This window comes from Streptococcus huangxiaojuni, from assembly GCF_040930515.1.
GTDB lineage: Bacteria > Bacillota > Bacilli > Lactobacillales > Streptococcaceae > Streptococcus > Streptococcus huangxiaojuni.
This window is the reverse complement of the sequence record NZ_JBFQEG010000023.1, coordinates 1-20,325: the sequence shown is the minus strand read 5'-3', so window position 1 is coordinate 20,325 and position 20,325 is coordinate 1. Positions and strand designations below refer to the sequence as shown.

15 protein-coding genes and 1 pseudogene are annotated in these 20,325 nt (G+C 42.2%); 11 read left to right on the top strand and 5 right to left on the bottom strand.

Annotated features, from left to right (window positions below; translation table 11 throughout):
- Window position 1: 1 nt before the first annotated feature.
- The 4 genes from AB3329_RS10040 (at window position 2) to mgtE (ending at window position 6,270) form a co-directional block, all read left to right on the top strand.
- Window positions 2-604, top strand: a complete 603-nt coding sequence (locus AB3329_RS10040; RefSeq protein WP_368395928.1) for a lysozyme family protein — start codon at window positions 2-4, stop codon at window positions 602-604.
- Window positions 605-615: 11 nt separating this feature from the next.
- Window positions 616-2,334, top strand: coding sequence for an ABC transporter ATP-binding protein (locus AB3329_RS10035; protein ID WP_368395927.1), 1,719 nt, complete (start codon window positions 616-618; stop codon window positions 2,332-2,334).
- A 717-nt stretch (window positions 2,335-3,051) separates the two neighbouring features.
- Window positions 3,052-4,788 (top strand): ABC transporter ATP-binding protein, encoded by a 1,737-nt coding sequence (locus AB3329_RS10030; protein WP_368395926.1) that lies wholly within the window; start codon window positions 3,052-3,054, stop codon window positions 4,786-4,788.
- Window positions 4,789-4,950: 162 nt separating this feature from the next.
- Window positions 4,951-6,270 carry a magnesium transporter gene (gene mgtE / locus AB3329_RS10025; RefSeq protein WP_368395925.1) on the top strand — a complete coding sequence of 440 codons (1,320 nt, stop codon included), beginning with the start codon at window positions 4,951-4,953 and terminating at the stop codon, window positions 6,268-6,270.
- 80 nt (window positions 6,271-6,350) lie between these two features.
- Here the strand turns inward: mgtE and AB3329_RS10020 are convergent.
- From AB3329_RS10020 to AB3329_RS10000, 5 genes and pseudogenes are all read right to left on the bottom strand, one after another.
- Window positions 6,351-7,407, bottom strand: a pseudogene (locus AB3329_RS10020) (LLM class flavin-dependent oxidoreductase).
- Window positions 7,408-7,666: 259 nt separating this feature from the next.
- Complete coding sequence (locus tag AB3329_RS10015; RefSeq protein WP_368395923.1) at window positions 7,667-9,382, bottom strand: phospho-sugar mutase; 1,716 nt, start codon at window positions 9,380-9,382, stop codon at window positions 7,667-7,669.
- A gap of 168 nt (window positions 9,383-9,550) precedes the next feature.
- The gene (locus tag AB3329_RS10010; RefSeq protein WP_368395922.1) at window positions 9,551-10,120 is read right to left on the bottom strand and encodes an ECF transporter S component; all 570 of its coding nucleotides are present in this window, start codon (window positions 10,118-10,120) and stop codon (window positions 9,551-9,553) included.
- Window positions 10,113-10,658 carry a phosphopantothenoylcysteine decarboxylase gene (gene coaC / locus AB3329_RS10005; RefSeq protein WP_368395921.1) on the bottom strand — a complete coding sequence of 182 codons (546 nt, stop codon included), beginning with the start codon at window positions 10,656-10,658 and terminating at the stop codon, window positions 10,113-10,115. Before coaC ends, AB3329_RS10010 begins: the two co-directional genes overlap by 8 nt.
- Window positions 10,651-11,337, bottom strand: a complete 687-nt coding sequence (locus tag AB3329_RS10000) for a phosphopantothenate--cysteine ligase (protein WP_368395944.1) — start codon at window positions 11,335-11,337, stop codon at window positions 10,651-10,653. Before AB3329_RS10000 ends, coaC begins: the two co-directional genes overlap by 8 nt.
- 198 nt (window positions 11,338-11,535) lie before the next feature.
- On the opposite strand from AB3329_RS10000, the gene AB3329_RS09995 reads away from it, so the two are divergent.
- From AB3329_RS09995 to AB3329_RS09965, 7 genes are all read left to right on the top strand, one after another.
- Window positions 11,536-12,981 (top strand): carbohydrate-binding domain-containing protein, encoded by a 1,446-nt coding sequence (locus AB3329_RS09995; protein WP_368395920.1) that lies wholly within the window; start codon window positions 11,536-11,538, stop codon window positions 12,979-12,981.
- A gap of 226 nt (window positions 12,982-13,207) precedes the next feature.
- On the top strand, window positions 13,208-13,696 hold the full coding sequence (locus tag AB3329_RS09990; protein WP_368395919.1) for a hypothetical protein: 489 nt from the start codon (window positions 13,208-13,210) through the stop codon (window positions 13,694-13,696).
- Between the two features lie 242 nt (window positions 13,697-13,938).
- Complete coding sequence (locus AB3329_RS09985; protein WP_368395918.1) at window positions 13,939-15,609, top strand: formate--tetrahydrofolate ligase; 1,671 nt, start codon at window positions 13,939-13,941, stop codon at window positions 15,607-15,609.
- Window positions 15,610-16,319: 710 nt separating this feature from the next.
- The gene (gene cls / locus AB3329_RS09980; RefSeq protein WP_368395942.1) at window positions 16,320-17,870 is read left to right on the top strand and encodes a cardiolipin synthase; all 1,551 of its coding nucleotides are present in this window, start codon (window positions 16,320-16,322) and stop codon (window positions 17,868-17,870) included.
- 336 nt (window positions 17,871-18,206) lie between these two features.
- Entirely contained in the window at window positions 18,207-19,283 is a 1,077-nt protein-coding gene (locus AB3329_RS09975) for an aspartate-semialdehyde dehydrogenase (RefSeq protein ID WP_368395917.1), read from the top strand.
- Window positions 19,284-19,438: 155 nt separating this feature from the next.
- Window positions 19,439-19,672 carry a DUF4176 domain-containing protein gene (locus AB3329_RS09970; protein WP_368395916.1) on the top strand — a complete coding sequence of 78 codons (234 nt, stop codon included), beginning with the start codon at window positions 19,439-19,441 and terminating at the stop codon, window positions 19,670-19,672.
- 43 nt (window positions 19,673-19,715) lie between these two features.
- A partial coding sequence (locus AB3329_RS09965; protein ID WP_368395914.1) for a T7SS effector LXG polymorphic toxin occupies window positions 19,716-20,325 on the top strand: 610 nt, incomplete at its 3' end.

Genomic DNA, 20,325 nt, shown 5'->3' with positions numbered 1-20,325 from the left:
TATGTTTAAAACGATACGACGTCTTATTATCCTTCTCTTTCTTATTTTTTGTGCCTATCAATTTTATGTGATTCACCGCAATGTTCACCGGGTTTTAAGCTATCAGAAGATGGTTGAAACCACATTGGCAGAAAATGATACCGATGCTAATGTAGAGTTAGTTTTGGCCATGATTTATACAGAAACTAAGGGAGGAGAAGATGATGTTATGCAGTCCAGTGAAAGCTCAGACGGCATGACCAATTCCATAAAGGACAGCAAAACCAGTATACAGCAGGGTGTCACCTTGCTTTCTGAGAACATTGAACTGGCTAAGGAAGCAAAAGTTGATTCCTGGACAGCAGTGCAGGCCTATAATTTCGGGACAGCCTATATTGATTATATCGCTAAACACGGCGGCAAAAACACCATTGAGCTGGCAAAGACTTATTCACGAGATGTTGTCGCTCCGAGTTTAGGCAATACAAGCGGCGAAACTTATTTTTATCATCACCCTTTAGCCTTAATTTCCGGAGGTCAGCTGTATAAAAACGGGGGCAATATTTATTATTCCCGTGAAGTCCGCTTTAATCTTTATCTCATCAGGATAATGAGCTGGTTTTAGAAAAGGATTTTATGAAAATGCTGCGTATCTATTTCAAGGGCTACCTTAAGGAAACAATCTTAGGGCCCCTTTTTAAATTATTAGAAGCTGCTTTTGAGCTGTCTGTTCCACTGATTATAGCTGAAATTGTTGATCATATTATCCCTGCCGGGGATAAAAAACAGCTCTATATCATGCTTTTTGTCTTATTTCTTTTTGCCAGTGTCGGTATCGTTGTGTCTATCACCGCTCAGTATTTTTCCGCGAAAGCAGCAGTCGGTTTTACCAAACAGATGACCGAGAATCTCTTTAGTAAGGTCATAAGCCTGAGTCAAAAAGAAAGGGACGAGGTAGGGACAGACAGCCTGGTCGCACGCCTGACCAGCGACAGTTTTCAAATCCAAACCGGCATCAATCAATTCCTTCGTTTATTTTTACGGGCACCGATTATTGTATGCGGGGCTGTCATCATGTCCTTTATTATCAGTCCCAGAATAGCTCCTTATTTTGTGGGAATGGTTATCCTGCTGGTTGTCCTTGTTTCTCTCATATCCGGTTTGCTGGGACCTGTTTATACTAAAATCAGGCAGGCTACTGACAAGTTGGTCAGTCTGACACGTCAGCAAATGCAAGGGGTCCGTGTCATCAGAGCGTTTAATCAAACAGAAAATGAAGAAAAGGACTTTGCGGCTCTTAATGAAGACTACACTAAACTGCAGATTCGAGCCGGACGCTTATCCAGCATGATGACACCTCTTACCTTCTTGACCGTCAATATTGCCTTGATTTTGGTGATTTACCAAGGCGGTTGGTCTATTGAAAATCGACTTCTGTCTCAAGGACAGCTGATTGCTCTGATTAATTATCTTTTGCAAATTTTGACCGAACTCCTAAAGACAACCCTGCTGGTTGCTTCTTTAAATCAAGCGCTTATCAGCGCCGGCCGGATCAGGGATGTATTAGGCAAGGTTTCTGAGGCTGTCGATGCACCGCTGGAACAAAATTTAAGTGATGATAATCTGGCTTTAGCTGTGCACAATCTGTCTTTTACTTATCCCCGAGCGTCCTCACCAGCTTTAGAGGATATTAACTTTGAAGTGAAAACTGGCGGTTTTTTGGGGATAATCGGCGGAACCGGTTCTGGGAAAACAAGCCTGATTCAGCTTCTCGTCCATCTCTACCGTCCCCAAAGCGGCAGTCTGAAACTTTTCCATCAAAAAAGATCCCCTAAAAACTTATCGGAATGGCGGCAGTGGGTGGGACTTGTGCCGCAAAAAGCCGAACTGTTCCAGGGGACGGTCCGTTCCAATTTGCTCTTAGGACAAAGTCGAAAAATAAGCGACAAAGAGCTTTGGCAAGCCTTATCTATAGCTCAGGCCAGTGATTTTATCAAGGCATTAGATCTGCAGCTAGACAGTCCGATCGCTGCTTTTGGCCGTAATTTTTCAGGCGGCCAGCGCCAGCGTCTGACAATAGCGCGAGCAATCCTCGGCCGCCCACCTTTTCTTATTTTAGATGATGCGACCTCTGCGCTCGATTATTTGACTGAAAGCCGTCTTCTGTCTGCGCTTAAAGAAAATCTGACCAACACCACACTTATCATGGTCTCTCAGCGCACAGGCAGTTTAAAAACAGCAGATAGTATTTTACTTCTGGATAAGGGCAGGCAAGCTGCTTTTGGCAGTCACAGGGATTTACTCAATCAAAGTCAGGTATACCGTGCTATTCATCTTTCGCAGCATCGGGCGTAATAGTGAAGTCAATTTTATTTTGAAACTTACAGGGACATAAGTTAAAACTATCCGGTGAATGGATTACAACTTGAACTTGGGAATCGGCAAAAGGGGAATCTTACAGTCTGATGCTCTGTGAGCATAAACCATCTAGAACCAAGCGGTTTAGAGCCGGCTCCTTATTTCTCCTTTTGGTGTTCTTCACGCCCTTTGTGTTGGAAATGAGTAAGCCTTAAGAGCTGTGGGCTGATGTCATCCAGTGGATGATTTCAGCCCGAACCCAAAAACGGGAGAGTGAGGGGCTGGAAATCTGTATCATTACTTAGTTACCGTCAGCCGTAAACGTCTGAAAGCAGACAAAATCCTAGCCTCCCAAGTCATTGTTTGTAGTATAAACAGGACGCAGTAGCCTAGCGGCATTTTAGTCGCTTTTTCAAAGCTTTAAAATGTCTGCTAGGCTTTGCAGGGGCGAGACATCGAACTTTATGGTCTGGGGTTCTGTCTCGCTCCTTAGTCGTTCTGGCAGGGGTGCGTCTGCGAAATCAGAGATTTCGGACTTACCGCCATTTTTGCTTTGCTCTTTTAACGGGCTTTGTATCTTATTGAATTGAACACGCTCTAAGAGCTGTGCAAAAAAGATAGCCCTCCCTTGAGTCTTTAGTGACTCGGCGGTCAGGATTCTATTTTTGCTTTGCTCTTTTAACGGGCTTTGTATCTTAAGGTTAGTAGGTGGAGATGAAAGCTAGAGACAGCAGAAAAACACGTCAGCGTTTGGCGTCAGAGTTTGGAAAGCAAAAATCTTTACTTGTTTTTGCACTTTTGGGGACTGTTGTGCAGGTTGTTCTGACCGTTTATTTGCCGCTTTTAATTGGGAGAGCAGTTGATTTGGTTGTACAGCTCCAGACTGTCAGCGAACTTATCCCGCTTTTAATAAAAATGGCTCTTGTTATTGGGCTGAATACCTTGATCCAATGGCTGAATCCGCTTCTTTATAACCGACTGGTCTTCAACTATACTTACAGTCTACGTCAACGTGTTATGCAAAAACTGAATCAGATGCCGATTGCTTTCTTGGATAAGAGAAGCGTAGGTGATTTGGTCAGCCGAGTGACAACAGACACTGAACAGCTCAGCAACGGTTTGCTGATGGTTTTTAATCAGCTTTTTCTGGGAGTCTTGACCATTATCGTTACCATTATCACCATGGCAGATATTGATGGGCTGATGCTTGTTTTGGTCTTGATTTTGACTCCTTTATCTCTCTTTTTGGCTCGTTTTATTGCTGCTAAGTCCTACCATTTTTTTCAAACGCAGACTGCAGCACGGGGAGAACAGACACAATTTATTGAGGAAATGCTTACTCAGGAAAGTCTTTTACAGGCTTTCAATGCTCAAGAAGAGACCCTGTCACGTTTTAAAGAAATTAACAATCGGTATGCAAACTATTCTCAGGCGGCTATTTTTTATTCTTCCACCGTTAATCCTGCCACTCGCTTTGTTAACAGCCTTATTTATGCCCTCCTGACAGGAGTAGGAGCGTTTCGTATCATGGCAGGTGTATTTACTGTGGGGGAACTGGTAACTTTTCTGAACTATGTTAACCAATATACTAAGCCTTTTAATGATATCTCGTCGGTTCTGTCTGAAATGCAGAGTGCCCTTGTCTGTGCTGAGCGTTTATACGGCATTATTGACGAAGAAGCATCTCCTATGCTTGGGACAAAAAATCTGGCTGCAGAGAAAATCAAAGGGGAAATTGTTTTTTCTGATCTTTCTTTTGGCTACCATTCCAGTCAAACATTGATCAAAAAGCTTAACTTGACGATTCCGGCCCAGTCCAAGATTGCTGTTGTTGGTCCGACAGGAGCCGGTAAATCAACGCTGATTAATCTTTTAATGCGTTTTTACGATGCAGACAGCGGGAGCATTTATTTGGACGGTGTCCCTATTCAAGATTATTCTGTTTCTGATTTACGCCAGCAAATTGGAATGGTTTTGCAGGAGAGCTGGTTGAAAACAGCGACTATTCATGATAATATCGCTTACGGTCAGCCCAATGCGAGCAGAGAAGAAGTGGTAGCAGCCGCTAAAGCAGCCAAAGCAGACTTTTTTATTGAACAGCTCCCGCAAAAATATGAGACGTTTTTGGCAGACGGGGGCTCCTCGCTTTCACAGGGACAGCGTCAGCTTCTGACTATTGCCAGAGTATTTATCAAACAGCCGAAAATTCTAATTTTAGATGAGGCGACGTCGGCGATTGACACTCGAACTGAATTGTTAATCCAAGAAGCATTGTCTCAGCTGATGGAAGGACGGACAAGTTTTATTATTGCTCATCGGCTGTCAACCATTCGCTCTGCTGACCTCATCTTGGTGATGTCGAAAGGCAATGTTGTTGAAATGGGAAAACATGGCGATTTAATGCAGCAAAAAGGACTGTATTATCAAATGTATTCAGCTCAGCAAGTCTAATCTAAGTCAAGCTGTTTTTACGAATCTTTCGGCTGGTATTGACAGGGAATTTTTAAATTGTAGCAGCAGCTCATAACGTTGTATGTCACTATTTGCTTTATTGACTACCGCACTCCAAATTAGTATAATAAATAAGAATTTTGAAAAGGAGGACAGCCAATTATGCCGCTATCTATTTCTAAAGCAGAAATGGAAGAAATGCAAGCGTTTGTCAAGCACAGCCACCGTGTCGATTTATCGGCTTATATGCTGGAGTTAGAACCTGAAAAGCGTGCGCTTATGCTTAGATTCTTCTCGAAAGAGCAGTTGGCAGAACTTTTTGCTGAACTGCCTGCTGAGGACAAAATTAATCTTATTGAAAGCTTAGCACAGGTTGATCTTCCGGATATTTTGGCGGAATTAGACTCAGATGAACTGGTAGACAGTTTGCAGGAGTTGCCTTCTAATTTAGTGACGAAGCTCCTTTTACATATTCCAGAAAACCGCCGTCAGGTGATTAATCGTCTTTTGAATTATCCTGAGGACAGTGTAGGAAGTCTGATGAGTGCTGATTATATTGCTGTCCGAAAGAGAGCTAAAGTATCTGAGGTTTTAGAAAAATTAAAAATGTCAACCGCCGGACACGAGCACCTCAATACAATTTTTGTGATTGATGATGAGCGGCGTTTAAATGGTCATTTGTACTTAGCTGACTTGCTGAGGCTGGATACAGAAGACCTTTCATCAATTATTCATTGGCGGCCCTTAACTGTCACAACCGGTGCGGATCAGGAAGAAGCAGCAAAGCTCTTCCATAAGTACTCACTTTTAGTTTTGCCGGTCTGTGACAGCGAGCAGCGGTTAGTAGGTATTATCACTGCAGATGATATTTTTGAGGTTATTTCGGAAGAAATCTATGAAGATTATGCTTTGATGCAGGGGATGGCACCAAGTGAGAACTCTTATTTAGAAACTTCGGTCATCACTTTAGCCAAAAAAAGAATTGTCTGGCTGCTTTTCCTGATGCTGTCAGCAACGGTGACCGGAGGGATTATTGAGCATTATGAAGCTGTTCTGTCTACAGCAGTTGCCTTAACAGCTTTTATTCCCATGCTTATGGACAGCGGCGGAAACTCAGGTTCACAGTCTTCAACTTTAATTATTCAGTCGCTGGCCTTAGATGAATTAGACTTTTCAGACAGCCTGCGTGTTGTTTGGAAAGAATTTCGTGTCGGTCTTCTTGTTGGAACTGTTTTAGCCATAGTAAATATTTTGCGAATGTTCCTGTTTACTGATACTGATTTTCTTGTGATGCTGACCGTAAGTGTTACGCTTTTACTGACTATTATTTTAGCAAAACTGGTCGGAGGGATTCTGCCTCTTCTGGCTAAAAAATTAAAGCAGGATCCGGCTGTCATGGCAGGACCTCTTGTCACTACAATCGTAGATGCCTGTGCCTTGCTTATTTATTTTAAGGTCGCACAGATTCTAATTGGTCTGTAAAATAAAATGTGCAACAGTCAAAAAGAGAGCGGAATATGAATCGATAGATGTCAAAATCGATTCATATTCCGCTCTTTTGTTTACTTATTTTTTGAGGCAGACTCAAAGTGTTGACGAACAATCGGAGCAGTCTCTTTGCCAAACAAACGAATTGCTTCCAAGGTTTTTTCATGCGGCATTGAACCGATTGGCAGATGGAGCATAAATCGATTCAGCTGCAAATGATTGACCAGACCAATGATTTTGTCAGCAACCTCTTGAGGATTGCCGACAAACATTGCCCCTTCAGGTCCGACAGAGTCCAAATATTGCTTTTTAGTCATTTCTGACCAATGCGGCCGGTCCTTAGCAATATTATCAACCATCTGTTTTGTTGCATGGAAGTAATGATCGATTGCTCCTTGGCTGTCTTTTTCAATCCAGCCCCAAGAATGAGTTGCTACCTTCAGCTGTTCTGGTGAATGTCCGTGACGGGCACCAATTTCTTTGTAAATATTGACCAATTGCCCAAAATGTTTTGGATTGCCGCCAATAGTGGCATAAGCGATAGGTAGGCCCTGTTCTGCAATGCGGACAGTTGAATCCAGGTGACCTCCAGTTGCAATCCACAGCGGTAAATCTTTTTGAACAGCTCTCGGATAGACCGGGCGATGGTCTACCGTCTGCGTAAAGTTTCCCTTCCATTTTAAATCTGTATTTTCCTTAATGGTCAGGAGCATATCTAATTTTTCATTAAACAAGGCATCGTAATCAGCTAACTGATAGCCAAATAGGGGAAACGATTCAACAAAGGAACCTCGGCCTGCCATAATTTCTGCACGGCCGTTTGACAGGGCATCAATCGTGGCAAACTGCTGATAAACTCGAACTGGGATCACTGGATGACAAAATTGTGACGGCACTTGATAATCGAATATGCTCAGTCTTTACGGCTCCAGCAGCTAAGATAATCTCAGGAGCAGAAACAGCAAAATCTTCTCGGTGATGTTCACCAACAGCATAGATATCTAAACCAACTTGATCGGCCAGTTCAATTTCTTCTATTAAATTTCGGATGCGCTGATCGTGCGGCAGTACTAAGCCGCTTTCTTCCAAAGGTGTTGTTTCGCCAAATGTTGTTATTCCTAATTCAATCATTTTTTGCCTATATTATCACTAGTTAGTGATAAATGCAAATGATTTGATTTTGCAGACAGCTCCTCTCAAATCATTTGACAGAAGAGCTGCCACCAGGGCATAAAAGGATAGGCATTAGTTTGACTGCTGTAAAAATTCTTTGCGTTTTATCCATAAAGACTGAAGTATCCAGATCACTAGTAAAGCAGAAGCAAAAAAACCAATAGCGGCCTGCAGATAGCCGCTATTGGTTAATAGAGTGCCTCTTATCACTTATACATTAGCTGATAAAGTCATTGATTTCACTTTCGATAGCTGCAATTTTTGCCTCAGCATCAGCTAAGCTGTCACCCACTGTTGCGATATAGAATTTGATTTTAGGCTCTGTTCCGGATGGACGGACAGCAATCCAAGAATCATCGGCAAGAGTATACTTAAGAACATTGCTTGGCGGTGTTGTCAAAGTTTCAACACCTGCCTCTGTTGTGGACGTCTGAGCTTGAAAATCTTCTGTTTTCACGATAGCAGTAGCATTAAATTGGGCTGGTGCACTGTCGCGGAATTTATCCATGATTTTTTTAATCTCTGCTGCCCCGTCAACACCTGAAAGGGTAACTGAAATGGTCTTTTCAGCAAAATAACCGTATTCTTTGTAAATTTCTTCAATACCGTCAGCCAGAGTCAGGCCGCGAGACCGATAATAAGCTGCGATTTCAGCTACGAGGAGAACAGCCTGAATAGCGTCTTTGTCACGTACGAACGGTTTAATCAAATAGCCGAAGCTCTCTTCAAAACCAAACATATAGGTATAATTTTGCTGTTCTTCAAATTCCTGAATCTTTTCAGCAATAAATTTAAAGCCAGTCAGCACATTAAACATGGTTGCGCCATAACTTTCAGCAATTTTAGTTACCAATTCGGTTGACACAATTGACTTAGCCAAAGCAGCATTTTCTGGCAGCGTTCCGGCAGTTTTATGAGCCTCCAAAATATATTTGGCAATAATGGCACCGATTTGGTTGCCGGACAGATTCTTATAGGAACCGTCAGCTTGGCGGATTTCAACGCCGAGACGGTCGGCATCCGGATCGGTTGCCACCAGAACATCCGCATCAGCTTGGCGGCCTAGCTTTTCGGCTAAAGCAAAGGCTTCCTGATTTTCAGGATTAGGTGATTTGACTGTTGCAAAGTCTGAATCAGGTACAGCTTGTTCTTCGACAACTTGAACAGAAGCAAAACCAGCCTGTGCTAGAGCGCGCCGTGCCAGCATTTCGCCGGTACCATGCAGCGGCGTATAGACAATTTTCATATCTTTGCCGTATTCATCAATCAGCTGCTGGTTGATATTAACCTCTCTGACTTCTTTTAGATATTCAGCATCGACAGCTTCACCGATGACTTCAATAAGACCGGAAGCTTTAGCTTCTTCGAGATCAGCCAGCTGGACAGCAAATGGATTGTCAATAGCCCGAATAAAATCAGTCAAAGCATCAGCATCTTGAGGAGGCATCTGTCCGCCATCCTCTCCGTAAACTTTATAACCATTAAAAGGAGCTGGGTTATGGCTGGCTGTTATCATGATTCCGGCAAAAGCGCCTAAATGACGGACGGCAAATGACAATTCCGGAGTCGGGCGCAGGCTTTCAAAAACATAGGCCTTAATCCCGTGTTTTGCTAAGACCTGTGCTGATTCAAAAGCAAATTCCGGTGAAAAATGGCGGGAATCATAAGCAATAGCCACACCGCGCTTTTTGACCTCGTCGCCTTTTGTTTCAAACAGTTTAGCTAAACCCTCTGTCGCCTGTCGGACAACATAGATATTGATCCGATTTGTTCCTGCACCGATATAGCCGCGCATGCCAGCTGTTCCAAATTCGAGGTTGGTATAAAATGCGTCTTCCTTAGTTTTTTCATCCATTGTGCCCAGTTCGTCACGCAGATAGTCAGGAAGTTCAGCAAAATCAAGCCAATTTTGGTAATTTTCTGTATAAGTCATAGTGCAACTCCTTTTAATTAAGTTATTGAGGCCTAAAAAAGGATTAAATAGCGAACAAAAAGCTCTTAGCTAGTGCCTGACGCTGAGATTTAAGCCTAATACTTTTTAATATTTTAACCGCTTTCATTATATCATTTTCAAAAAGAAAAATCACGGGTTTTCCGTGATTTATTTTTTAAGCCTAAGAAGGACGGGTACAATTGCAGCGGTCAGCAATGCTGATATAATCATCTCAGCAACTGAGTTGGCTGAAATAACGGCAGCCAGCAGAGCTTTAACATCATTGCCGTAAACTGAGGAGAAGAAAATAAAGATTCCAGAAAGGACAAAAAGTGTATTAGTCAGTGCACCGGAAAAGCCTGCCGCAAACAACCCTGCTTTACTGGGCCACCATTTATAAATAAAATAGGGAACGATGCCGATTAGGACCCGCGGCAAAATGGCAATAAGGGCTGAAGCGAGATTGCCATTTTCAACAAAAGGTGAAAAAAGATAACTGGTTGGCAGAAGTACAAGGGTATTGGTCAGCAGACTGACAATCCCCATTAAACCTCCTAAAATACTCCCTATTTTAGGGCCGTAAACGATAGATGCAATAATAACAGGGATATGCATAAGAGTCGGTTTAATAGGGACCAGCCAAACATTAAAGATAAGAGAACTCAATAGATGAATGAGCAGCATAGCCGCAAAAAAGATAGAGATAATTGCAACATCTGATGATTTTCGTTTATTCATAAACCTTTTCCTCAATTTTTTTGACAATAATATCCAGTTCGGCAAGTGCGCCGCGTCCAATATCACCGCAGGCTAAGACACTGGAGCGCGGTTCAATTTCATCATAGCCATTCTCTTTTAAAATCCGCAGATTAGCCTGAGTAATAGGATTGTCGTACATTTTTGTGTTCATGGCAGGAGCCAGCAATTTAGGCCTGTCCTCAGCTAAGGCCAAAGCCACAGCGGTGACCATATTGTCAGCAAAACCATGAGCTAAATGGGCAATTGTATTAGCAGAAGCAGGAGCAAGGACAAAAAGATCGGTCTGTTTAGCCAGTTCAATATGGTTGATACGCTTAGCATCTTCTTCCTGCATGAGATTGACATGAACAGGATTTTTAGACAGAACCTGTAAAGTCAGCGGTGTAATAAAAGCTGTTGCTGCCTGAGTCATCAGAACATGGACATCATATCCCAATTTGGTTAGACGGCTGCTCAAATCAGCAGCTTTATAGGCAGAAATACTGCCGGATACGGCAAGTGTGATCGTTTTAGTCATTTTGTGTCCCCTTTTCGTATATGAGCTGAGCAATTTCGGACTTGGTAAATGCTTCATGTATCTCAGTATGACCGATCAAAAAAGCGTGGTGGCTGTCTGCCTTTATTTCAAACAGATCATTAGCCAGAATATAGGAAGCCTGATTATTGATAAGACTTTTTCTGGCTGCAGCAAAAAGCGTATCTTTAGAAACACCGGCCAGCAGTTTAAATCCAATGAGTTTTATTTGAGGATTCCATTGTTTAACAAGGCTGATGACTTTCGGTGTCTTTTTTAGAAAAAGTACTTGATAGTCAGCTGCCGACGAAATTTTTTGCTCACTGTTTTTTCTATTTAAAAGCTCTGTTACATTTTCTGCTTGCTGAACTTCGTCTAAGTCTGTCATATAAACTGGTGTATAATCAGAGACAGCCATACTGTGAATCAGCAGGTCGTGCGTTTTGACCAGCGGTTCTAAAGTCTGAATTAAACTGCTGACATCTGTAATTTCAGCAAGACAAAGGTTAGGCTGTCTGGCCGGTTTGACAGCCGTTTTGGTTGTCACTAAAGTCACTTGATGGCCCTGTGCAAGAAATTTTTCAGCTATTTGTTTTCCTAAGCTGCCGCTGGCATGGTTGGCAATGCTTCTTACAGCATCAATTTTTTCTCTTGTTCCGCCTGATGTGATTAAAATTTTCATAGCCATATTTTACCAAAAAAATTGAGTTTCTTAAACTTTTTGCTATCAAGAAAAAACACAGTCTTCAATCATGCTCCCCATTCTCATTGCTCTTAAGACTTTCAGCACAGTTTTAGAAAAGATTCAGTTATTTTTTAGTATTTTTTTAGTTTACTGGCTTACCATAGTGAATAAAATGATTGTAAAAGGATGAAAGACATGTTAAAAACAAAAACGAAAAATACATTATTTGCCTTATGCAGTGCCTCACTTTTAGTAACAGCTGCCTGCTCGGCCGGCAGCCAGACAGCAAACACATCAGGGACTGATGCATCAGTTTCTGCTGCAAGCCAATCAACAGCTGTTAATAAAAGTTATTTTACTGATGAAGACTCTAAGACAGACTACGATGACACTAAAGCTACAAAAATTCAATTAACCGACAGCACCGCTGATATCTCCGGTGACGGGGCCAGTCTTTCCGATTCAGTAGTCACGATTTCGAAAGCCGGCACCTATCTTATTTCAGGCAGTTCTGAAAATGTGCAGATTAAAATTGCTGCTGCAGATTCAGATGATATCCATCTTGTCTTTGATAATATCACAATGACCGGCAACAAAGCAGCCATCTACGCAGAATCTGCCCAACGCGTCTATATAACGCTTGCCCAAGGAACAGATAACAGTATCTCAGATTCAAGCAGCAGTGAAGCAGATCTTGATGCAGCCATCTACAGCAAAACCGCTCTAACTTTTAACGGTACCGGCTCCTTAACAGTTAACAGCAGCAATAATAATGCGGTTAAATCTGAGGCCGATATTCATGTTACAGGCGGATCTTATGAGCTAACAGCAGCCGCTGACGCTATCAAGGCTGATCATGAACTTAATATTGCCAACACAACTATGGTTATTAAAGCTGATGATGACGCGATTAAAAGTGACAACGATGATGATTTGACTCTGGGCAATCTTTATCTGGCTAACAATCATTTAACGATTTCAGCAGGAGATGATGCGGTTCATGCTTCCGGTGACTTAGTGATTGACAGCGGAGATATTGACATTACAGAAGCCAAGGAAGGGCTGGAAGGAAAAACGATTACCATTAACGATGGGAACTTTACACTTAATACGGATGACGATGCGATTAATGCTGCTAACTCTAACGCGAACCAAGAAGATATCAGCTTAGTGATTAATGGCGGTAATTTTGATATGACAACATCAGGTGATGGTATTGATTCTAATCATACTCTTGAAATTAACGGCGGAACGATATACATAAATGCAGCCACAAATACAACAAATAATGCCTTAGACTATGAAACAGAAGGCATTATTACCGGAGGACGGCTTCTTTTTCTGGGAGACAGTCAGATGGCCCAAGGATTTAGCGACAGTTCAACACAAGCTTCGATTATGGAAAACATTCAAGGCAGTGCTGGCTCAAAGATAAGAATTACCGATTCTGATGGCAATGAATTGCTGGCCTATACGGCCACTCAGGATTTTCAAAACATTCTGGCCAGCAGTCCTGAAATGGCAGACGGTGAAACCTATACCATTACTGTTGATGATCAGACAGTGACTGCGACCGCTGCATTATCCACAGCACAGGAAGGAATGATGGAAGGCGGTGCACCAAATGAGTTTATGCCTTAATAGTCAGATTGAGTGAGAAACCTATATATTTATGACCTGCTTATGAATCTGTCAAACCAAGGAAAGAAGCATTTGATATATTCAAAAGACTTGTCCCTTTCTTATTGCCTAACAACTACAGACAAATCTCATATTTGCCTGATTTTACAAACTGCTTTCCGGCAGTTTGTTTTTTTTAGAAAAATAGACTACAATAGATAGTAAAAATTCAAGTAAGAGGATTATAATGTTTTATCTGTTATTTGCACTATCGGCAATCATTTTAGCACTTGCAGCTTATTTTGCTGCCAGATCAGGATTAAAAAAAGGCCTGCTTTTACCGCTCTTTAGCCTCCTTTTTCTTTTGATTGCTTTTGGTCTTTATAAAGGCTTTGATCGAACTCACCGAAGCGGAAGTGAGAACACTAAAGAAACAACACCGTCAACACTTAAGTATTCTGAAGATAAAACATTTTCTTGGGACAGAGAAGCCTTTGACAGTTTGACAGTAGGCGATCCAAACAGCGGCAACGGCGGAATGACTTATGATGACATTGTTGCGGCTTACGGTGAACCTTCGACAGCTTTTGAGTCGACTACAGACAATATTACAACACGCTTTATCAGCTACCAGACAGCTATTGATAATGAGAATGTCTCTGTTTCACTGCGCTTTATTAACCAGTCTGACGGCTCATGGCTTCTATCCTATAAGTTTGCAGAAAATTTAAAATAAGGCCTTTTAAAGATTATTTGATTCAGCCATCAAGGTATCCAAGTGTGCGCAGTAAAATAGTTGGGAAAGCAAAAATGGCTAAAAATACGGTTATTTTACTCTTCCTAAAACAGCTGCTTTAGTTCTTTGCAGCTTTCCAATAATCACAATAAAAACCGAACATTTGTATAGTTTTGAGTATGCAACATGCGTAATTGGCTTTTTTAAGCTATAATAAAAGTATCAAAATTGAGGAGAATCCAATGAAATCTGATATCGAAATTGCCCAAAATACTGAACTCAGACCTATTGAGGAGATTGCCGAAAAAGTTGGTTTAAAGTTTGATGACTTGGATTTATACGGCCCTTATAAGGCAAAGCTGTCTTTTGATAAAATAAAGGCTGTCAAATCTCAAAAAACGGGGAAACTTGTCTTAGTTACCGCTATTAATCCAACTCCTGCTGGTGAAGGGAAGTCCACAGTCAGTATCGGGCTGGCGGACGCGCTCAGTGAATTAGGTGAAAAAACGATGTTAGCGCTTCGAGAGCCTTCGCTCGGCCCCGTTATGGGGATCAAAGGCGGTGCTGCCGGCGGAGGCTATGCCCAAGTTTTGCCTATGGAAGATATCAATCTGCACTTCACTGGTGATATGCATGCTATTACAACAGCCAATAATGCTCTTTCAGCCTTGATTGACAACCATCTGCAGCAGGGCAATGAATTAGGAATTGATCAGCGGCGGATTATTTGGAAACGGGTTGTTGACCTCAATGACCGTGCTCTGCGTCAGGTTATTATCGGTCTGGGCAGTCCAGTTAATGGGGTACCGCGTGAGGATGGTTTTGATATTACAGTTGCCTCAGAGATTATGGCCGTTCTTTGTTTGGCAACTGATCTTAAAGATCTTAAAAAACGCTTAGCTAATATTGTTATTGGCTATCGCTATGACCGTTCTCCTGTTTATGTCAGAGATCTTAAGGTAGAAGGAGCTCTGGCACTGATCCTGAAAGATGCTGTCAAACCTAATCTTGTACAGACAATCTACGGAACACCGGCCCTGGTTCATGGAGGCCCTTTTGCTAATATTGCACATGGCTGCAATTCTGTGCTTGCTACTGAAACGGCTATGCATCTGGCAGATTATACAGTAACCGAAGCAGGGTTTGGAGCCGATTTAGGAGCAGAAAAATTCTTAGATATTAAGACACCTAATCTGCCAACAGCGCCTGATGCAGTTGTTATTGTAGCAACCTTACGGGCTTTAAAGATGCATGGCGGTCTTGCTAAAGACGAATTAGACAAAGAAGATACTGATGCAGTTAAAGCTGGTTTTGCTAATTTAAAGCGCCATGTTGAAAATATGCGTCAGTATGGCCTGCCGGTTGTGGTAGCTATCAACGAATTTATAAATGATACAGCAGCAGAAATTGCTGTTTTGGAAAAGCTTTGTGCTGAAATCAATGTGCCTGCAGCAGCAGTGAGTGTATGGGCTGACGGAGCTGCTGGCGGTCTTGCTCTTGCAAAAGCAGTGATTGCCGCCATCGAAGAACAGCCTGCAGAATACAAGCGTCTTTATAGTGATGATGACAGTTTAGAAGACAAAATTGCTAAAATTGTGACTAAAATTTACGGAGGTAAATCAGTAGTCTTTAGTTCTAAAGCCCAGTCGCAGCTAAAGCAGTTTGCGCGATTCGGATGGGATAAACTGCCGGTTTGTATGGCCAAAACACAGTACAGTTTTTCAGATAATCCATCTTCACTTGGAGCACCAAAAGATTTTGAAATCACAATTCGGGAGTTAGTTCCTAAAACAGGTGCCGGATTTATTGTTGCCCTTACTGGTGACGTGCTGACCATGCCTGGTCTTCCTAAGCAGCCGGCAGCCCTTAATATGGATGTTACAGAAGATGGTAAAGTTTTAGGTCTCTTTTAAGAGCTTCTAGTTTTTCACTGTTATATCAAATTCTGCCGATTAAATCTTGTAAATCACTGGCAGTGTTTAGATGCAGGGATCTATTGAGCAATTTTTATAAAAGTCTCATGAAATATGCCTCTTATCTATGGTATAATACAGATTGATTATAAGAAAAAGAACAGTTTTTTACTGAATCAAATATAATACCTAAACGCTTTGGGAGTGAACTCATCCAATGGATGAGTTCATCCCGAACTTAAAAATTGGAGAGTGAGGGAGACCTACAATTTGAGATTCTGCTTCACTGCTTGTCCGCCGTAAACGTCTGGGAGTGGGACAGAACCCAAATTATAGAGTTCGTCGCCCCACCCCGCAAAACCTAGTAGGCAGTTGAAAGCTTTGAAAAAGCGGATAAAGTGCCACTAGACGACTAGCGTTCTATTGAACAGACCTGAAACGACTTTGAAAGCTTAAATTTTTGTTGCACCCTTCTAGTCGTTCTGGCAGGGGTGCGTCTGCGAAATCAGAGATTTCGGACTTACCGTCAGCCGTAAACGTCTGAAGGCTTTGTCGCCTTAGCAGTCGCCCGCACCCTTCTAGTCTTCTGGCAGAGGGGCGCAGACGAAATCGAAGATTTCTGGCTTACCGTCATTTTCATACGGATTTTTAAACGGCCTTTGTATCTTATTTTGTTAGGGGGGATAGTTATCGATAATAAAAATAAGGTGATGCATTTGTTGGACAAGAGCCGGCGCGGTTTCTTGCGCGGTATTTTCAGCCGGACAACTGTTATTGCTATTTTGCTGATGATTCAAATTCTTTTCTTGATTGCCTCCTTTGTATGGCTTGAACAGTATCGGTTCTGGCTGGAATTACTGGAGCGCGCTTTAGCTCTTTTGGTTGTCCTCTACCTAGTTAATAGTGAGATGGATGCCTTGTCACGTGTTACCTGGCTTATTCTGGTTATGATTTTTCCCTTGTTGGGATCTCTTTTTCTTTTCTATACAAAATTTGATTGGGGCTATCGTGAATTAAAGCAAAGAATTAACCACCTTATTAACAGCAGCAAGCCTTACTTGCAGGACGATGAGGCTATTTTGTCTGATTTGAAAGGGATTACTTCAACCACCTATCATCTGGTTCAGTATTTCAATAGAAGCAGTGGAAATTTTCCGGTTTACCAGAAGACGGCAGTTACCTATTTTCCGCTCGGCGAAGATTTTTTTGCAGAGCTAAAGCAGCAGCTCCTCAAGGCAGAAAAATATATTTTTATGGAATTCTTTATTATTGCTGAAGGGTTGATGTGGGGAGAGATTTTATCTATCTTGGAGAAAAAAGTGGAAGAGGGAGTAGAAGTCCGCGTTCTGTATGACGGAATGATTGAATTTTCAACTTTATCTTTTGATTACACTGAAAGGCTGGCAAAAATAGGCATTAAAGCCAAGGCTTTTTCACCTATTTCACCCTTTATTTCAACTTACTATAACTACCGTGATCATCGGAAAATAGTTGTTATTGACGGGGAAGTTGCTTTTACCGGCGGTGTCAATCTGGCTGATGAGTATATTAACCATATCGATCGCTTCGGGCACTGGAAGGATACAGGGCTTATGCTGGAAGGACAAGCAGTAGACAGTTTTTTGGTGATGTTTTTGCAAATGTGGTCCATCACTGAAAAAGAAATGGAAATTGCCTCTTATTTGGGAAGCCATGACCATCTGCCTGAAGCAGAAGGCTATGTTATACCTTACGGCGATTCTCCTATGGACACCGATAAAGTCGGTGAAAATGTCTATATTGACATCCTTAATCATGCTAAAGAATATGTTTATATTATGACCCCTTATCTTATTTTAGATAGTGAGATGGAACATGCTATCCGTTTTGCTGCTGAACGGGGGGTTGACGTCAAAATCATTATGCCGGGAATTCCGGATAAACCGATTCCCTTTGCGCTTGCTAAGACCTATTACGGTGCATTGATGAAATCAGGTGTTAAAATTTATGAATACAGTCCTGGTTTTATACATGCAAAAGTCTTTATCAGTGATTCTACCAAAGCAGTTGTCGGTACAATCAATTTGGATTACCGCAGCCTTTACCATCATTTTGAATGCGCTGCTTACCTTTACAGAGTGGAAGCTATTGCCGATATTTATAAGGATTACCTGCTGACTCTGAAACAGTGCCGGGAAATGACGGAAGAAAAGCTAGCGGCGAGACCTGTTAACCAAAAGATTATCGGTATGATCACCCGGGCTATTGCGCCTTTATTGTAATTGACAAACTGACCTATTTTTGGTATAGTGTTCTTATGCGATGAGCCGTCTGTGGCTTGGCCACATATGCGCTAGGGAGGTCATTAACGCAAGGAGCGGACCTTGGTAAGTTGTGTGAACCTGCTTACCACATACCAAACGGTATGCCCTTTCCCTATCTGATGATAGGGATTTTTTTATTTGAACCAGCTCGATGTATAATACTGGGCTAAAGCAGCGAAAGTCTGCTCTGCTCTTTTCATTTCCTAGAAAAAATAGTATAATTGACTTATTATAAAATTTTTGGAAAAATTTGAAGATGACTGAAACATCGGTTTAAAATTAGGAGGTATTGAAATGGGTTACACTGTTGCTGTTGTCGGTGCTACCGGTGCTGTCGGGACGCGGATGATTCAAATGCTTGAATCATCCTCTCTCCCTATTGACAAGGTTAGATTTTTATCCTCTAAACGCTCGGCTGGAAAAGTGCTGAGCTATAAAGGCCAGCCTGTGGAAGTTGAACTGACAACAGAAGATTCATTTGCAGGTGTTGACCTTGCTCTTTTTTCAGCTGGCGGCTCTACCTCAGCAAAGTTTGCGCCTTACGCTGTTCGGGCTGGAGCTGTAGTTGTTGACAATACGTCTTACTTTCGGCAGCATCCCGATGTTCCATTGGTTGTTCCGGAAGTTAATGCGCATACCCTTAAAGACCACCATGGCATCATTGCCTGTCCGAATTGTTCTACCATTCAAATGATGGTTGCACTTGAACCTGTTCGCCGCAAGTGGGGGCTCAAACGTATCATTGTCTCAACCTATCAGGCAGTTTCAGGGGCCGGTCAGTCTGCCATTAATGAAACAGAACGGGAATTGAAAGAAGTATTGAACGATGGAATAGATCCTCGATCAGTGCAGGCTGATATCTTACCTGCCGGAGGTGACAAAAAACATTATCCTATTGCATTTAATGCTCTCGCTCAGATTGATGTTTTTACGGATAACGATTATACATATGAAGAAATGAAGATGACCAAGGAAACGAAAAAAATTATGGAAGAACCTGATTTAGCTGTTTCCGCAACCTGTGTCCGAATCCCAGTTCTTTATTCTCATTCTGAGTCTGTTTATATCGAAACAAAAGAAAAAGCACCTATTTCAGATGTCAAAGCGGCTATTGCTGCCTTCCCTGGAGCAGTGCTTGAAGATGATGTCAGCAATCAGCTTTATCCTCAGGCTATTAATGCAGTAGGAAGCTGCGATACTTTTGTCGGCCGTATCCGCAAGGATTTAGATGCTGAAAATGGGATTCATATGTGGGTTGTCGCAGATAACCTTCTCAAAGGAGCTGCTTGGAATTCTGTTCAGATTGCTGAAGAACTTCATCGTCAGAATCTAGTTCGTCCAACCGAAGAGCTAAGATTTAAACTGCAGTGATGATGATACAAAGAAACAACAGTTAAACTTGCAGCAAAATACTGCATAAAAGAAGGCACAGCCTGAAAGCTCGAAAAATTGCTGCCTTTACTCATGTTTGTAAGATATCAGTTGAGGTCCTGTTTTTCAGTCACTTTCTTTACAGCTACGGCCTTTTGCCCATTACAAGCAAAAATGGGAAGGAAGGCTACTTTGATTTTGGAGCAGTCCCTCTTTCCTTGGGTGTTATCAGTCAAGAGCTGGCCTTTTTTAACAGAGAAGATATTGAGGAAATCCTATTCTTAGGTTATATTGCTGCCAGCTTCCAGCAGATTTCGACAAACTATGATGACCTTATAGAGCAGATTGACTACCCGAAATTTACGGTAGAAGAATACAATAAGTCTTAAATTTAGCAGAGCCGCTGATAAGCAAGCAGAAAGGAGAAATCAGATGGTTAAGATGGCCCTAGGAAGTTCTGATAGCCAAGCGAGTTCGACCAGCAGCGCCTCAGCCAGCCGTATAGACGCCTACCAAACCGCGATAGGGAGTTTGGAGAGTTTTATGGGTGCTGGTAATTTACAGGGAGAAGCCTACAGCAGTGCCAAGAGCTATGCCGGCAATGTCTTAATTCCCTTGTTTCGAGGGGCTATTCTGTTATCAGAAGGGGTGAATACAGCTGTTAACCGCCTGCCCTCGGATTATCGGAACGAGGTCTCTGATGAGAGTCTGGATTCAGAAGTGTTGGAACAAGAGATAGCGACCTATCAAGCGGCCTATAACCGCTCCAGTGAGTGGCTTTCCAATGAGATGGCCAAAGAGGTTCTGAGTGAGAGCAGCATATTGCGGGCTCAGCAGTCGATGGCGCGCAACCTGTCAAAGGTTCAGGAGCTTCAGGAGAAGCTGGAGAAACTGATTGCCTTTGATGGGAAGTCGCCCAGTCTTTTCAGTGAGGTCGATAGCTTATACGCTGCAGTCTCTCAGGGGTTATCTCAGGTTAAGGAAGGATTTTCGTCCTTTTCAGGGAGCTTTAGTCTGCCGCCTAAGTCAGAGATGGCATGGG

What these genes read in the sequence shown, in the direction of transcription:
- AB3329_RS10040 (WP_368395928.1), top strand. Translation starts at nt 2, where the DNA reads ATGTTTAAAACGATACGACGTCTTATTATCCTTCTCTTTCTTATTTTT.
- AB3329_RS10035 (WP_368395927.1), top strand. Translation starts at nt 616, where the DNA reads ATGAAAATGCTGCGTATCTATTTCAAGGGCTACCTTAAGGAAACAATC.
- AB3329_RS10030 (WP_368395926.1), top strand. Translation starts at nt 3,052, where the DNA reads ATGAAAGCTAGAGACAGCAGAAAAACACGTCAGCGTTTGGCGTCAGAG.
- mgtE (WP_368395925.1), top strand. Translation starts at nt 4,951, where the DNA reads ATGCCGCTATCTATTTCTAAAGCAGAAATGGAAGAAATGCAAGCGTTT.
- AB3329_RS10015 (WP_368395923.1), bottom strand. Translation starts at nt 9,382, where the DNA reads ATGACTTATACAGAAAATTACCAAAATTGGCTTGATTTTGCTGAACTT.
- AB3329_RS10010 (WP_368395922.1), bottom strand. Translation starts at nt 10,120, where the DNA reads ATGAATAAACGAAAATCATCAGATGTTGCAATTATCTCTATCTTTTTT.
- coaC (WP_368395921.1), bottom strand. Translation starts at nt 10,658, where the DNA reads ATGACTAAAACGATCACACTTGCCGTATCCGGCAGTATTTCTGCCTAT.
- AB3329_RS10000 (WP_368395944.1), bottom strand. Translation starts at nt 11,337, where the DNA reads ATGAAAATTTTAATCACATCAGGCGGAACAAGAGAAAAAATTGATGCT.
- AB3329_RS09995 (WP_368395920.1), top strand. Translation starts at nt 11,536, where the DNA reads ATGTTAAAAACAAAAACGAAAAATACATTATTTGCCTTATGCAGTGCC.
- AB3329_RS09990 (WP_368395919.1), top strand. Translation starts at nt 13,208, where the DNA reads ATGTTTTATCTGTTATTTGCACTATCGGCAATCATTTTAGCACTTGCA.
- AB3329_RS09985 (WP_368395918.1), top strand. Translation starts at nt 13,939, where the DNA reads ATGAAATCTGATATCGAAATTGCCCAAAATACTGAACTCAGACCTATT.
- cls (WP_368395942.1), top strand. Translation starts at nt 16,320, where the DNA reads ATGCATTTGTTGGACAAGAGCCGGCGCGGTTTCTTGCGCGGTATTTTC.
- AB3329_RS09975 (WP_368395917.1), top strand. Translation starts at nt 18,207, where the DNA reads ATGGGTTACACTGTTGCTGTTGTCGGTGCTACCGGTGCTGTCGGGACG.